This window comes from Deltaproteobacteria bacterium HGW-Deltaproteobacteria-2, from assembly GCA_002840505.1.
In the GTDB taxonomy this organism is placed as follows: Bacteria; Desulfobacterota; Syntrophia; order Syntrophales; family Smithellaceae; genus Smithella.
Map to the genome: position 1 here is coordinate 555,215 of PHBC01000003.1, position 15,092 is coordinate 570,306.

The 15,092-nt window shown below is 41.4% G+C and carries 17 protein-coding genes; 11 read left to right on the plus strand and 6 right to left on the minus strand.

Annotation, left to right across the window (positions count from 1 at the left end):
• Nucleotides 1-48: 48 nt before the first annotated feature.
• The 3 genes from CVU62_09605 to CVU62_09615 form a co-directional block, all read right to left on the minus strand.
• On the minus strand, nucleotides 49-816 hold the full coding sequence (locus CVU62_09605; protein ID PKN37961.1) for an enoyl-CoA hydratase: 768 nt from the start codon (nucleotides 814-816) through the stop codon (nucleotides 49-51).
• Entirely contained in the window at nucleotides 803-1,006 is a 204-nt protein-coding gene (locus tag CVU62_09610) for a hypothetical protein (GenBank protein PKN37962.1), read from the minus strand. Before CVU62_09610 ends, CVU62_09605 begins: the two co-directional genes overlap by 14 nt.
• 99 nt (nucleotides 1,007-1,105) lie before the next feature.
• Nucleotides 1,106-1,291 carry a hypothetical protein gene (locus CVU62_09615; GenBank protein ID PKN37963.1) on the minus strand — a complete coding sequence of 62 codons (186 nt, stop codon included), beginning with the start codon at nucleotides 1,289-1,291 and terminating at the stop codon, nucleotides 1,106-1,108.
• Between the two features lie 13 nt (nucleotides 1,292-1,304).
• Between CVU62_09615 and CVU62_09620 the strand changes: the two genes are divergently transcribed.
• From CVU62_09620 to CVU62_09645, 6 genes are all read left to right on the plus strand, one after another.
• Nucleotides 1,305-2,072, plus strand: a complete 768-nt coding sequence (locus CVU62_09620) for an enoyl-CoA hydratase (GenBank protein ID PKN37964.1) — start codon at nucleotides 1,305-1,307, stop codon at nucleotides 2,070-2,072.
• 360 nt (nucleotides 2,073-2,432) lie between these two features.
• On the plus strand, nucleotides 2,433-3,821 hold the full coding sequence (locus tag CVU62_09625) for a hypothetical protein (protein PKN37965.1): 1,389 nt from the start codon (nucleotides 2,433-2,435) through the stop codon (nucleotides 3,819-3,821).
• Nucleotides 3,822-4,132: 311 nt separating this feature from the next.
• On the plus strand, nucleotides 4,133-4,543 hold the full coding sequence (locus CVU62_09630; GenBank protein ID PKN37966.1) for a hypothetical protein: 411 nt from the start codon (nucleotides 4,133-4,135) through the stop codon (nucleotides 4,541-4,543).
• A 38-nt stretch (nucleotides 4,544-4,581) separates the two neighbouring features.
• Nucleotides 4,582-5,628, plus strand: coding sequence for a mechanosensitive ion channel protein MscS (locus CVU62_09635; GenBank protein PKN37967.1), 1,047 nt, complete (start codon nucleotides 4,582-4,584; stop codon nucleotides 5,626-5,628).
• A 23-nt stretch (nucleotides 5,629-5,651) separates the two neighbouring features.
• Nucleotides 5,652-7,076, plus strand: coding sequence for a sodium:proton antiporter (locus CVU62_09640; protein ID PKN37968.1), 1,425 nt, complete (start codon nucleotides 5,652-5,654; stop codon nucleotides 7,074-7,076).
• Nucleotides 7,077-7,199: 123 nt separating this feature from the next.
• The gene (locus CVU62_09645; protein PKN37969.1) at nucleotides 7,200-8,051 is read left to right on the plus strand and encodes a formate dehydrogenase accessory protein FdhE; all 852 of its coding nucleotides are present in this window, start codon (nucleotides 7,200-7,202) and stop codon (nucleotides 8,049-8,051) included.
• An 86-nt stretch (nucleotides 8,052-8,137) separates the two neighbouring features.
• Here CVU62_09645 and CVU62_09650 read toward each other — a convergent pair whose 3' ends face one another.
• The 3 genes from CVU62_09650 to CVU62_09660 all read right to left on the minus strand — a co-directional run bounded on the left by CVU62_09650 (nucleotide 8,138) and on the right by CVU62_09660 (nucleotide 9,623).
• Nucleotides 8,138-8,629 (minus strand): molecular chaperone, encoded by a 492-nt coding sequence (locus tag CVU62_09650; GenBank protein ID PKN37970.1) that lies wholly within the window; start codon nucleotides 8,627-8,629, stop codon nucleotides 8,138-8,140.
• A 96-nt stretch (nucleotides 8,630-8,725) separates the two neighbouring features.
• Nucleotides 8,726-9,118, minus strand: coding sequence for a heat-shock protein Hsp20 (locus CVU62_09655; GenBank protein ID PKN37971.1), 393 nt, complete (start codon nucleotides 9,116-9,118; stop codon nucleotides 8,726-8,728).
• Between the two features lie 19 nt (nucleotides 9,119-9,137).
• On the minus strand, nucleotides 9,138-9,623 hold the full coding sequence (locus CVU62_09660; protein ID PKN37972.1) for an Hsp20/alpha crystallin family protein: 486 nt from the start codon (nucleotides 9,621-9,623) through the stop codon (nucleotides 9,138-9,140).
• 295 nt (nucleotides 9,624-9,918) lie between these two features.
• Here CVU62_09660 and CVU62_09665 point away from each other — a divergent pair, with 295 nt between their 5' ends.
• The 5 genes from CVU62_09665 (at nucleotide 9,919) to CVU62_09685 (ending at nucleotide 15,060) form a co-directional block, all read left to right on the plus strand.
• Entirely contained in the window at nucleotides 9,919-10,503 is a 585-nt protein-coding gene (locus CVU62_09665) for a phosphoheptose isomerase (GenBank protein PKN37973.1), read from the plus strand.
• On the plus strand, nucleotides 10,493-11,134 hold the full coding sequence (gene grpE, locus CVU62_09670) for a nucleotide exchange factor GrpE (GenBank protein ID PKN37974.1): 642 nt from the start codon (nucleotides 10,493-10,495) through the stop codon (nucleotides 11,132-11,134). The genes CVU62_09665 and grpE overlap by 11 nt, the downstream gene beginning before the upstream one ends.
• A gap of 12 nt (nucleotides 11,135-11,146) precedes the next feature.
• Nucleotides 11,147-13,075, plus strand: a complete 1,929-nt coding sequence (locus CVU62_09675; GenBank protein PKN37975.1) for a molecular chaperone DnaK — start codon at nucleotides 11,147-11,149, stop codon at nucleotides 13,073-13,075.
• Between the two features lie 114 nt (nucleotides 13,076-13,189).
• Nucleotides 13,190-13,783 carry a phospholipase gene (locus tag CVU62_09680; protein PKN37976.1) on the plus strand — a complete coding sequence of 198 codons (594 nt, stop codon included), beginning with the start codon at nucleotides 13,190-13,192 and terminating at the stop codon, nucleotides 13,781-13,783.
• Nucleotides 13,780-15,060 (plus strand): hypothetical protein, encoded by a 1,281-nt coding sequence (locus CVU62_09685; GenBank protein PKN37977.1) that lies wholly within the window; start codon nucleotides 13,780-13,782, stop codon nucleotides 15,058-15,060. The genes CVU62_09680 and CVU62_09685 overlap by 4 nt, the downstream gene beginning before the upstream one ends.
• Nucleotides 15,061-15,092 lie beyond the last annotated feature (32 nt).

Sequence of the window (15,092 nt, forward strand, 5' to 3'; positions counted from 1 at the left end):
TCAAAAAAAAGAAACGGGGGTCTAATTTTATCCAATCAGATGGAATACTTATTCACCCATAAATTTTGGTTCGCGTTTTTCAAAGAAGGCGGTCATGCCTTCCACAGTATCCTTACTGACCTTGAGTCTTTCAATCCATCTCCTGTCGGTTTCCAGACCTGCATCGATACCTTTTTCCAGACCGACAGCCATTCCTTCCAAAACAGCGCTTATAGCAAGAGGCGGTCTCTTGGAGAGAGCAATCGCATAATCCATAGCTTCTTTCATTAAATCGGCGGCAGGGCAAACTTTATCCACAAGGCCGAGTGCCAAAGCTTCGGCGCCGCTGACTTTCTTGCTGAAGAATATGAAATCCAGGGCTTTGGATTTGCCGATTATTCTGGGCATTCTCTGTATGCCGCCCCAACCGGGTGTAAGTCCCAGATTCAGTTCCGGACATCCGATCTGGGCTTTGGGGTTGTCTGTCATGAAGCGAAAATGGCAGGCCATGGCCAGTTCACATCCTCCGCCAAGAACGTGGCCGTTGATAGCAGCGATGAAAGGTTTGAGGGAGCGATCAATCTTGTTGAAAATATCAATGCCGTTGGGCCCCTTGTCAATGTTTGCGACATCGGTAACATCCATTCCCGCGCAAAAAGCCTTTTCTCCGGAACCGGTCACGATGACAACTCTGGTATCCTTGCTTGTCTGCACTTCGGTTACTAACTGATCCAGTTCTTCGCGAATGCCAATATTTACGGAATTCATCGGCGGACGATTTATTGTGACGACTGTTACAAAATCCTTTGTTTCAACGGTAATATTATTGTAAGCCATCTTTATCCTCCTGGGTTTTTTGTTTAAGATGAGTGATGTAACCACTTTTTTGCCTCGTCTTCAAGCAAAATAACTGACCTTTTCCTCCCCGAAAAACGGAGGCTAATTCCCCTCCTGAAACAAACACATCACCATTCTCACCAAACATGCCGGACTTCAATCCGTAATAATTACACTTCGCACAATACATGTTCCGGCCAAAATCCCCTTGACACACAACAACCTGTCTCTTATACTCCACCCCGCTGTAATCAACATCAATGACATAAAGAAAATCGCTTTTCTCTGATCAGGCGCAATGAACCACGGGATCGCCAAAGTCTGAATCAAGACCGGCGATGCGAAAATCAGGAAAAGTTTCGATTTCCTGAAGTCCGGGCTCGAAATAATCAACGGCTCGTTCAAAATGATCGGAAGATAATTGATTACCGGTTCCTACGGCTCCCCGGCCGGGCGGAACCAACCAATACAACACAAGGAGGACTATCATGGGTGAAGCAGTAACAAAAGAAATAAGAGACAGAGTGGCCATATTATCGATTGACAAGCCGAAGATGAATCAACTGAGCGGTGAGGTCTTCGAAGACATGCGGAAGCATCTCGACGCCGTTGAAGCCGACAAGGAAATCAGGTGCGTAATCATCACCGGTTCGGGCGAGAAGGCTTTCAGCGCGGGCGCCGATCTTGCAGCTGGATTTGGTGATTTCAGCGCCGTCGACTTCCTGAAACGCGGCCAGGATATCTGGAACAAGGTCGAGTATTTCCCGAAACCGGTCATCGCAGCGATCAACGGGCACGCCTTGGGCGGTGGGTGCGAACTTGCCATAGCCTGCCATATACGGTTCATGAAGAAAGGCGCACGCATAGGCCTAACCGAAACGAATCTCGGAATCATGCCCGGTTACGGCGGAAGTCTGCGGCTTCCGCGGCTCGTCGGCAAATCAAAGGCCCTGGAAATGATGTACCTCGGCGCACAGTGTGAGGCAGATGATGCTCTAGCCATCGGCCTGGTGGACCACGTGACCGAAGGAAACGTCTTGGACGCCGCGCTTGAACTGGCGAACAAGATTACCAAGAGAGCTCCGCTCTCCGTCGCAGCAATCACCAAGCTCTGCAACATCAGCCAGAACATCACACCGGAACAGCACCTGAAGATCGAGCGGGAAGAGCTCGGAAGGCTCTTCAGCTCCAAGGACGCGCAGGAAGGCATAGGCGCGTTCTTCGAAAAGAGAGAAGCGAACTTCAAGGGTGAATAAAAACAGTTATTGATTTATACGAATCTTAAGCCTCCGTTTCCGGTATCCTAGGGAACGGAGGCTTTTTTACTGAACATGGGTTTTACTTCCAAAGCACAATACAAAAAGGCAAGTCGTTAACCCATAGCTAAAACTACATTCTGCATTCCTCAAGTTGCCCATCTTGAAAATCATCCAACTTATTAATAGAAAGAAACAAAAAACGAGTTGACAAAAAAGCAGGTTTTGCAATATGTTGAATAAAATTTATCGTTTTATCTAATAAGATATCACGTAGTAAATTTCAGGAAAGTCGCTCGCGGGAATGACCCGTTTCCCAGAAGCGGAAATTACAATTCACTATTTTATTCAGGAGGGAAAATGAGGAGATTTTGGTTAATTTTGTTGTCACTGGGGCTTGTTATAGCTTTCAGTGTCTCAGCCTTTGCGGTTGATGTGAAAGTCAGCGCCGAATATTACGCCGCTGGTATGTATTTAAATAAAACTAGTTTAATGTCTGAGGGATGGGGTTCCAACTACGACAGCCCCAGCACAGCTTTCTTTTATCAGAGACTGCGCGTGGGAACGGACTTTGTCGTATCTCCTTCTCTGAAACTGGTCACCCGTTTTGACGCCATGGAAAGAATCTGGGGCGGCACAAGATCTGAAGCCGACGATTACGACTGGATGTCAGCCGGAACACGAGCGGAAAGTGAAAACATCGCCGTCGATTTAGTCTATATTGATTACACTTCTCCCATCGGCAAATTCCTGGTTGGTTATCAGCCTTACTTCGTCTGGGGAACAGTTTTTGCTGATTACGCCAACGGAGTGCCCATCGGCCAGATTCAGTATTTCAGATCTTTCGGACCGGCTAATCTTGTTCTGGGTTACGGTAAATTAGAAGACAACAGCTACAGTGCTGTTAATAATTCTTCATGGAATTCAAGAAGAACAGACAGAGATGCGGACGCTTACAAAGTTGGCGGCAGCTATAACTTCAAAGACGGCGAAGTCGGCGCTCTTCTAACCTGGAACAGAGATGCATCCTGCAGAGGCAGATCATGCGATTCTTATCTGACAAGCGTTTTCACGATAGATCCTTATGTCAAAGCCAAGATCGGTCCTGTCAATATTCAGGCGGAAGCACAATACATCTTTGGCGACGCGGAAAAATATGAAGGTTATGTTACCGGTGCAACAGACGTTAAAGTTGATGCTCTGAGCGTCTTTGTTGACGCCACTGCCAGCTTCGGCATGTTTAATGTCGGCGGTTCTTTCGCTTATCTCTCCGGCGATGATCCCAACACCGAAGATAAATATGAAGGCGGACAAGGCGCTGGTTTGGACTGGAATCCCTGCCTGATCCTGTTCAACAATGATATCATTAATTATTGGGTTGGCGGAGACATTGAAGGATTCGGCGGGAATGATGCCTCTAAGGTTGGCGGACCGATGCGCAATGCATGGTTCTTCCAGGGCAGAGTTGGCGTTAAACCCACTCCACAGTTTGATGCAATGTTGTCAATCTCTTATGCGCAGGCGGACAAGTCCCCGCTCACCAACGGCGATCGTCTATTTACTGGCAAAACTTATGGTACGGAAGTTGATATTACCGGAACCTACAAAATCACCAATAATTTGTCCTATATGATGGGAATCGGTTATCTCTTCACCGGTGATTACTTCAAAGGTTGCGATAACCCCGCAAATAGATTTAAAATTAATGATGATTACATGATTATCAACAAACTTATTCTTACCTTCTAAGAGAATAATTTGTCCCGGCGCATGCCGGATTTAACCTTTAAACTAAACCCCGGGGCGGGCAACCTCCCGGGGTTTTTTATGAAATTGAATTTTTTAACACCCCATAACTATCATGGTGAACATTTTAATTGGTAATCTTCAGTTTAATTTCTTTCATAAAAACGTGGAAAGGGGAATTAAGCAATTTTTGAGATTGGTTAATGACACATCAATACCTGCCTAAAATACCCCCTTATCTTTATGACTCCTTCATAAAAGGTTGACATACATTTTTGATAAGATATAATTATTCACATCTTAGGGAGTTTTATATGCTCAATTTTAAAAATATTTTATATTCTATTGATCTTGACTCAAAAAATATTTCTTCATTGGAAAAAGCTCTGGAATTTGCGCAATTTTTTAATTGTCCGATACATATATTATATGTCAATGACATTGAGGCCGGCTATCGTCATCCGACTGATCGCGAAGATGCCGTTGCTTTGAGAGTTAAGGAAATTGTTCCCGAATCTATACTGGAGAATCTGGATATTATTTATGCCGTCTCTAAAGGAAAAACAGCGGAAGAAATTTTCAGATACGCACAAAATAATAATATTGACTTGATTATAGTTGGACATAAACACCGCGGCAAACTATATTCATCTTTATTTGACAGTACAGATGTGAATATTATAGATGCTGCTTCATTGCCAGTTTTAGTCATTCCGGAAAAATAATTTCCCTACAAATAATTATTACAAAATAAGGAGAAAAGATGGATTTATTGCAGGAATATTATCTTGGAAACACATTACAAAGCTGGCTGTGCGCTTTGATTACACTGATAGTCGCATTCACGGCACTGATTATTACTCAAAAAGTATTAATAAATAAACTCTCCAAGCTGGCAGCAGCAACGGATAATCAAATTGACGACCTCATCGTCAACATGATTAAACAAACAAAACTTTTTATTCTAGTCATCGCATCAATTTACCTGGCGTCACTGACTATTACCCTTAAACCTTCTATTGCCGAATTATGGCAAAAAGTCGTCATTCTGTCTTTAATATTACAGGCAGGATTATGGGCCAGCGCGGGGATCTCCTTTGCGCTTGGTAAAATAATTAAGAAACGCTCAGAAGAAGATACGTCCAGCAAAACCACTATTACATTCCTGGGACTCGTAGCTCGTTTCGTCTTATGGATTATTATCCTGCTTTTGATTCTTGATAATATAGGTGTAAATATTACCGGGTTGGTTGCAGGATTGGGCATCGGCGGTATTGCCGTTGCTTTGGCGGTACAAAATATTCTGGGAGACTTGCTGGCCTCACTTTCCATTGTTTTAGACAAGCCCTTTGTCATCGGCGATTTTGTCGTGGTAGATTCTCTTTCCGGGACAATTGAACATATCGGTATAAAAACAACACGAATTCGCAGTATCAGCGGAGAACAGTTGATTTTTTCCAACAATGATCTTCTAAAAAACCACATTCGCAATTACAAGCGTATGTCTGAAAGGCGCGCGGTCTTAAATTTTGGAGTAGTTTATCAGACCTCTGTCGAAAAACTTAAAGCTGTAAAGAAGATTGTTCGAGATATCGTTGAAAAACAGGGAAACGTACGTTTTGACCGTGTTCATTTTAAAGAATATGGGGACTCATCACTAAATTTTGAAGTCGTTTATTTTGTCACAAATCCTGATTATAATATTTACATGGACGTTCAGGAAGCAATTAATCTGGAAATATTCCGGCAATTCGGAGAGGAAGGGATTGAGTTTGCCTATCCCACTCAAACAGTATATGTTTGCAATTAATTCCATGGAATATGAGATACTGAATGACAAGAAAACTTAACATCTTATATATAACGCTATTATTCTGTGTCATCATTCCTTATACATGTCTGGCCTCAGAAAATTCAACCAATCTTGGTTCCCTACTTCCTCTATGGTCAGTATTACCTTTTGTGGGAATTTTACTTTCCATAGCTTTGATACCCCTTGCCTTCCCTCATTTCTGGCATAATCATTTCCCCAAAGTATCCTTTTTTTGGGCATTGGTGTTCGCGATACCATTTATTTATTTCTTCAAAGAAACCGCACTTCGTGAAATAGCACATATTGTTATCATTGATTATATTCCCTTTATATTGCTGCTTGGGTCTTTATATATAGTATCAGGAGGTATCTACATCAAGGGAACTTTAAAAGGGACTCCCGCTGTTAACTCAATTATTCTACTTATCGGAACATTACTGGCATCTATCATAGGAACAACTGGTGCATCCATGCTTCTGATTCGACCAATTCTTCGTTCCAATTCCTGGCGAGTTTACAAAGTTCACACCATTGTGTTCTTCATTTTCCTGGTAAGTAACATAGGCGGATCACTAACCCCTCTGGGAGACCCGCCTCTTTTTCTGGGGTTTTTGCATGGTGTTCCCTTTTTCTGGACGATGAAAATTCTGCCGGAAATGGCGTTTGCCAGCATAGTTCTTCTGTTTCTTTATTTTATTCTCGATTCTCACTACTACAAAAAAGAAATTCTGACTGCTGTGCCCGACTCCGAACAAGAACCTGTAAAAATTGAGGGTTCACATAATTTTATTTTTTTATTGGGAATTATCGGCGCAGTATTATTCAGCGGCAACGTCAAATTAGGACAAATAAATTTTTTCGGTATTAGTCAAACGATAGAAAATTTAATCAAGGATGCTATCTTGATTCTAATGGGTATTGCATCTCTAATATCCACACGGCAAGTAATTCATAAAAACAACGAATTTAACTGGGCGCCAATTCTGGAAGTAGCTTATCTCTTTGCGGGAATATTTGTAACAATTATTCCCGCTCTGGCAATTCTAAAAGCCGGCGAAAATGGAGCATTGCACTGGTTGATAAAGTCAGTTGATTCGCCTGCACAGTATTTCTGGACTGTAGGAATACTATCCAGTTTTCTGGATAACGCTCCTACCTATCTTACTTTCTTCAACAGCATACTTGGCGAATTTTATCCGGGAATACCGGAAGCTTCAGCGGTTGCTTTGCTGATTGTAGAAAAAATCCCTTATCTGGCAGCAATATCCGTAGGAGCTGTTTTCATGGGAGCCAATACCTATATCGGCAACGCGCCCAACTTTATGGTCAAATCCATAGCCGAAGAAGCAGGCGTGAAGATGCCCAGTTTTTTCGGATACATCTTTAAATATTCCATACCCATTTTAGTGGTTTTATTCATTATAATGACTTTTATATTCTACTAAGGTCTTGATTTTCAAAAAATAATTGCATATTTACTCAATAGAGGAAATACTTCTTGAAGATACTCATGAAAGCAGATATAGATTTTTTAAGTTGCCCGATATTGGGTATAAGGAGTAAAAAACATGGTTGCAACATTACGTAAATCTTTAAAAACAATAGAGGATTACAAATCGGCGAGTCCTCATTATACCGAGCTTTTGGATATAATGGCAGATATCTTAATTTTGCGGAAAGAATACCGCAACAGTATGAAGGATTCCATTTTCAGTGTGGATGAAAATTTAATAACAAAAAAAATGGAGGGAGGGCTTCCATTAATTGATTTCATTGGAAAGGAGTATGATTTAACGCGTCCCAAAGAGTATTTTAATACACTAATTTCCATTGCTGAAAAAAGAATGCCCGAAGTCGCGCAAAACATTATTGATATAATCAAAAGTCAGCAATTTGATTGGGAAAAGATGGTTCGCACTTCTTTTGAACGCAAGGTTGAAGAAACTAATCCGCAGGGATTTCCGGCTGCTCGCGAAGCCGAAGAAAGCATCGACTTAATTGATCTTTTTGCTGAAGAAAGTTTAAGACCGGAACTGGAAATCATTGCTGAAAAATACGGCGAAACAGTTGAAAAATCTAAATGGTCGGAGGGGTATTGTCCCATTTGCGGCAAAGAACCTAAGATTGGTGAAATCAGGAAAGACGAAGATGGGAAACGGTATCTTTTTTGTCATCAGTGCGGATTTAAATGGAATTTTAACCGGATCAAATGCCCTTTTTGCGGCAATGAGGAACAGCATTCTCTGGCTTATTTTGAAGTGGAAGGCGAAGAACGTTATCGCGTAGACGTCTGTAATAAATGTCGACGTTATATAAAAACAGTTGAATTACCTAAATCAAGCGAAGAACCGGACCTTGATATTGAAGACATCGCAACCCTGCATCTGGATATGATTGCTTATGATGAAGGCTATAACTAGAAGTATGATTAAAATTCTTTGATCTTTTGGTTAAATTTGTGCTTAAAAGCCCGCCCCTCTTTATTTAAGAGAAGCGGGCTTTTAATTTAAGAAGTCTTTATGGAAACCCTTGTTCCTTTTTCTTTGGCCTTCTGATTTTTAGGAATCTTAATATCCAGAATGCCGTTCTTGAAACTCGCTTGAGCTTTGCCTGATTCTATTTCCGTCTTCAGTGGAATCACTCTACAGAAGGAACCATAAGATCTTTCCATGTAATAATAATTTTTATCTTTGTCTTCCTTCTCTTCTTTCTTTTCACCCTTGATAGTCACAGAATCGTTCGTAACAGTAACATCAATATCCTTTTCTTCTACTCCGGGCAATTCCGCCTTGATAATCACTTCTTTTTCATTCTCTTTCACATCAACGGAAGGTGTAAAGCGTCCCATCCCGGCGGCAAATCCTTGCGGCGCAACATTAAATCCCCGGAAAAAATTATCAAATAAACTATTCATCTCTCTTTGTAAAGAATAGAAGGGATGATCAATTTCTGTTCCTGTTTTCCGGGCTACATCCGGCAATAAATTTCTTACTTTCATAATGAGCCTCCTATTTCAAAAACGCAGTGTATTGAAATTGGTCAGGCGAATTATCCCGCAGCCAAAGACTGCGGGATAATCATCACCTCTTATTTTTTATGCCGCATTAATTGCAATTTTTTTCGGTTTTACTTTTTCGGCCTTGGGCAACTCCAGACGTAAAACCCCCTGTTTGACTGTTGCTCTAATCTTTTCTCTGTCTATCTCATTCGACAGAGTAAAGGTTCTTTCATAATCACCGACCTCATATTCGGAAAATACCAGGCTATAATCCTTCACTCTACCGTTTTCCACACGTCCGGAAATTGTCAGAATATTCTTCTCCAATTCCACATCAACAGATTTATCGTCAACTCCCGGCATATCAGCAATTAAAAAGAGAGCGTCTCTCGTTTCATAAATATCCACACGTGGTACAAAAATTTTTACATTGCGGATCTTTTCGGTAACCGCTGTATTTTCAGTTTTTTGCAGATCTTTTTCGGACATAAACAACTGACCTCCTTTCTTAAGAATTAATCTTAATTTTCTTTGGCAGATCTTCTTTTAGTCTGGGCAAAATAATATTTAAAATTCCTTTTTCATACTTTGCTTCCACTTTTTTAGAATCTACCTGGAAAGGCAATTGGAAATTTCTTTGGAAATTACCCAACGCTCTTTCCTGACGCAAATAAATTTCACCTTCTTTAAGAGAATCGGCTTTAGTGGCCCCGGAAATTGTTAATGTTGCTCCTGTGACCGAAATGTTAATGTTTTCCGGTTCCATTCCAGGTAATTCCATTGTAACAACCAAGCTGTCATCTTTTTCCCATACATTTATGGCGGGGTAATCCAATGCGGTATTTTGCCCGACATTGGAAAACAGCCGGTTAATCTCCCTTTGTAAATCCATTATTTCCGGAACGCTATCAGCGAACCTTTTCACTCTCCATATACCCGGACCAAACATATAATTACCTCCTAATGAGATTCCAATTTCAAAAGCACAACGCATTGAAATTGGTTAGTCGAATTATCCCGCATAAGCGTGGTTTTAAATTCCTTCGTTACGTAAGCAATTGCTATTATTGATTATTTTGCTTATTTGAATCTAAATATATTTATGAAATTTGTTTTGTCAAGGTTCTTTCAAGATAGTTGGCAAAGTTGATATAAATATAAACGTAATTTAATATCTATGTAATAAAGATAAGAATTTTCGAGATCACGCTCTTGACACCAGATATACCGATAACTATATTAGGGTCGCCTTGCTGGATATACTAAAAAATGGTTCCCGAAAGGTAAGTATGGAAGATCACATAATAAAAACATTTAAGGAAAGCAGTCGTGTCAAAGACGCTTTTATTAACGAGAACCTGTCTAAACTGGTGAATGTTATAGAAGCTATTATAACGGCCTTAAAAGCGGGCAATAAAATTTTGATTTTTGGCAATGGTGGATCAGCCGCGGATGCGCAACATATTGCCGCGGAATTTGTCAACCGCTTTATAATAGAGAGACCGCCGCTTCCAGCGATAGCTTTAACTACAGATACTTCTGTTATCACGAGTATCGGCAATGATTACGATTTTTCTGAAATATTCAGTAAGCAGATAAGAGCGATAGGCCAATCTGGAGACATTGCCTGGGGTATCAGCACCAGCGGGAACTCCGCCAATGTTTTAAAAGGTTTGGAAATGGCTAAAAAACTGGGGCTGATAACTGTTGCGTTTACCGGAAAAGACGGAGGGGAAATCGCAAAGATGGCTGATTTTTCCATTCATGTGTCTTCTTCCAATACAGCGCGAATCCAGGAGACACATATTACAGCCGGTCATGCTATTTGTGAAATGGTTGATATAAAATTGTTTCAGAAACCAGATTTTAAATAATAAAGATTTTTCCGAGGTAAGGGTGAAAAATAAAAAAGAACATTCAGAACATAATGCAAAACACACTAATTCCGGCGAAGAACATAACGAAAAAGTTGTCGCGGAAGATCATAATAAAGAAATTGAAGACCTGAGGAAAAAGCTCGAAGAAAAGGAAAAAGAAGCTACGGCCAATTACGATAAATATATACGCTCAGTTGCCGAATTGGATAATTATAAAAAACGGGCACTCAAAGAAAAGGTCGATATAATCAAGTACGGTAAAGAAGATCTGGTAAAAGATATTTTGCCTTTCATGGACTCTCTGGACAGAGCACTGGAGCACGACACTGGTGACATTCAGGCCTTTAAGGACGGAATAGCTCTTATTCAGGACCAGCTTCTGTGTTGTTTGAAAAAGCACGGGGTAGAACGAATTGAAACTGCCGGTGCAGATTTCGATCCGAATTTCCATGAAGCTTTAATGCAGGTAGAAAGCGACCAGCATGAAGATAACAAAATAGTCAATGAAATGGAAAAGGGTTATTTATTAAACGGAAGGCTCATAAGGCCATCAAGGGTCTGCGTCTGCAAGAAAACGAAAAAAGAAAACGATGATTTATGTGAAATAAATGAGGATATGGAAGAATAAGGAGGAAAAAAAATGGGAAAAATTATTGGAATTGATTTAGGGACTACAAATTCATGCGTAGCCATAATGGAAGGCGGAGACCCTGTCGTTATTGCCAATCAGGAAGGTAATCGTACCACACCGTCCATTGTAGCCATTGCGGAAAACGGTGAACGGTTAGTAGGACAGGTAGCCAAAAGACAGGCCATTACTAACTCAGAAAATACTATCTATGCCGTCAAGAGACTGATCGGCAGAAAATATACATCCAAGGAAGTGCAGCAGGACATCAAGATTATTCCTTATAAGATAACGGAAGCTTCCAACGACGACGCGCAAGTTACCGTAAGAGGGAAAAATTATTCTCCCGCAGAAATATCAGCAATGATTCTGACAAAAATGAAACAGACAGCCGAAGATTATCTGGGAGAGAAGGTAAACGATGCGGTTATTACCGTTCCGGCCTATTTTAACGATTCACAACGGCAGGCAACCAAAGACGCCGGCAAGGTTGCCGGACTGAATGTTTTACGCATAATCAATGAACCGACAGCAGCGGCTCTGGCTTATGGTCTGGATAAAAAGAAAGATGAAAAGATCGCCGTATTCGATTTGGGCGGCGGCACATTCGATATTTCGATTCTGGAATTAGGCGATGGCGTCTTTGAGGTTAAATCCACCAATGGCGATACCCATCTGGGCGGTGAAGACTTCGATCAACGTGTCATGGATTATCTGGTCGCTGAATTTAAAAAGGATCAGGGCATTGATCTGCGCAGTGACAAGATGGCTCTGCAGCGCCTTAAAGAAGCGGCGGAGAAAGCGAAGATGGAACTTTCTACGGCGCTGGAAACCGACATCAATCTGCCCTTTATCACAGCGGACGCTTCCGGGCCCAAACATATGAATATGAAACTCTCCAGAGCTAAGCTGGAATCTCTCGTTGAAGAATTGATTAATAAAGTGGTCGGCCCCTGCCAGACAGCGATTAAAGACGCCAACCTGTCAACAAAGGATATTAACGAAGTTATTTTGGTTGGAGGTATGACCCGCATGCCGCGTGTGCAGCAGAAGGTCAAAGAAATTTTCGGTAAAGAACCTCACAAAGGTGTCAATCCTGATGAGGTGGTAGCGATAGGAGCAGCCATTCAGGGCGGTGTTCTGGCAGGCGACGTCAAAGACGTCTTATTGCTGGATGTAACTCCTCTTTCTTTGGGTATTGAAACATTAGGCGGAGTTATGACAAGACTTATTGAAAAAAACACGACTATCCCCTGCAAGAAGAGTCAGATTTTCTCCACGGCCGCTGACAATCAACCGGCAGTGAGCATTCATGTTCTGCAGGGCGAACGTCAGATGGCTCCTGACAACAGAACGCTGGGACGCTTTGAGTTGGTAGGTATTCCTCCCGCGCCACGCGGCGTTCCTCAAATTGAAGTTTCTTTTGATATTGATGCGAACGGAATTGTACACGTAAACGCGAAAGACCTCGGCACCGGAAAGGAACAGAGTATCAAGATTACGGCATCCAGCGGATTGAGTGAAGCTGAAATTGAAAAGCTCGTTAAAGACGCGGAAATGCATGCGGAAGAAGATAAGCGCCGCAAGGAACTTATCGAAGCCCGAAATCAGGCCGATACCATGATTTACTCTGTTGAAAAAAACATCAAAGAGTTTGGCGACAAGGTTGATGCGGCGGAAAAAGCCAAGATCGAAGAAGCCATCACCAAAGCGAAAAAAGCCCTCGAAGGCGACGATATCGAAACCATCAAGAAGACTCAGGATGAGTTGATGAATGTCTCTCACAAACTGGCGGAGGCCATGTACGCGAAGACATCAGGTGGTCAGGGAGGTCCCGGTCCCGGAGCTGATGGCGGGGCACAGCAGCAATCCGGAAATGAGCAGGCATCGGGCAAGAAGAATGACGACGTGGTGGATGCCGATTTTGAAGATGTAAAATAAATATTCTTAAATTAATATTTTCAAAGCCCGCAGCGGTTAAAGCCGTTGCGGGCTTTTTTTATTATCGACCGGAACTATAAAATATTATACAATATCCGTAAACAAAGGATAATCATGAATAGCTTTTCTTTTAGAAAAAAATTAATTGCTGTACCGCTGAGCATTATTGTTTTGATTACAGTCGGTGTTTACTCTGCCGCTGCGTCAAAGAAATCAATTCAAAATTCATCATTCGGATATCAGGAATTAATTCTAACCAATGAAGAATACTTACCCACGCTTTTGAAATGTATTGATGAAGCGAAAAGTGAAATACTAATATCAATCTTTTCTTTTAAAGCCGGCAAGCATAAAAACAGTTATCCTGATCGGATTGCCAGCCACCTGGCAAAAGCAGTAAAAAGAGGCATAAAAGTATATGTTATTTTAGAAACGACAGACAGCAAATCGGACGAACTGAATATTCAAAACAAGCAGACAGGAAAATTTCTGGAAGAAAAAGGAGTAAATGTTTATTTCGATTCTCCACGACAAACTACACATACAAAGCTTGTGGTCATCGATCAGCACCTTGTTTTACTGGGCAGTCATAATTTTACGCAATCGGCGCTAAAATACAATAATGAGATTTCTATCTTGCTGGATAGTTCGGAGATGGCCCAAAACGCCCGTAACTATATCCTGAGAATTATCAAGGAGGCAAAATGAAATTTTATCGACCACTCGGCAAAATGTTTATTTTGTTAACGGTCATTTTCTCCCTCTGCTTCTCAAAAATAGCTATTGCTGATGAAAAGCCGGTCCAGATTCCAAATGCTGGAGGAAAATCATTGCCGGTAAAACCGCCGGATGCCAAACAACAGGTAAAGACACTTTCCTCCGGTAAGCTCGAGCGGAATACTTTAGGATGTGTGTTTCCCCTATCCGGGCAATATGCTGATTGGGGAAATAAGGCGCGGGATGCAATTTTATTGGCTACCGAAGCAGTTGATGAAAAAAATAATCCTTTATGGAAAGTCATTTTTGAAGACTCTCAGGGATTACCGGAAGACACAAAAACAGCCATAGCACATTTAGCCAATGCAAAAAATGTCATGGCGATTATTGCCGTTACCGGAGGGGCAGAAGCCATGGATGCGGCTCGCGAAGCAGATAAGTGGAAAGTCCCATTAATCTTAATAACACCAAAAGAAGGAGTGACGTCTGCAGGCGAATATGTTTTTCAGAATTTCCTGACCCCCAGACAGCAAATCAAAGCTCTGGCAAAGTACGCGCTGGATGATTTGAATTGCGCAATATTTTCCGCTTTATATCCACAGGATGATTATGGCAAGGAAATGGCAAAAATCTTTCAGGAGGAGGTAATACGTCTGGGCGGCAAGGTGGAAAAAGCAATTCCCTACGACATAAATCAAGCGGATTTTAGAGAAGAAATTAGCAAATTAACCGGAGTCAAAGTCAGCGCTCCGCAAAGAAAAGGGACCAATCAAGAAGAAAATAAAGACACCATTTCCGTTGATTTTGAAGCTTTGTTTATTCCCGATTCTTATACGCGTGCAAAATTGATCGCTTCACAACTTGATTTTTATAATGTAAAAGGCTTTAACCTTTTAGGCACAAGTTTATGGCATTCGTCGAATTTACTGAAAAATGACGCACAATATCTGGAAGGAGCCATCTTTGTTGATAGTTTTTTTGCCCATAGTTCTTATCTGGAAACAATTAACTTTGTTGAAGTTTATTACAAAAAATATAAACGTGAACCGGAAAACATTGAAGCGCTCGCTTACGATACAGCCGCAATAATCACAGGCACTCTGGATAATAAAGAAATTAAAACACGCGGACAATTTGCCGCGGCTTTGAATAAAGCGGAAAATTACAATGGAGCAACAGGAAACTTTTATTTTGATTCAAACAGAGTCGCTCAAAAGACTGCTTTTATATTGAGAGTTGAAAACGGACAATTGGAACAAGTTAAATAGGGTCAAGGGGCAAAGATTAGAGGATGAAAAAT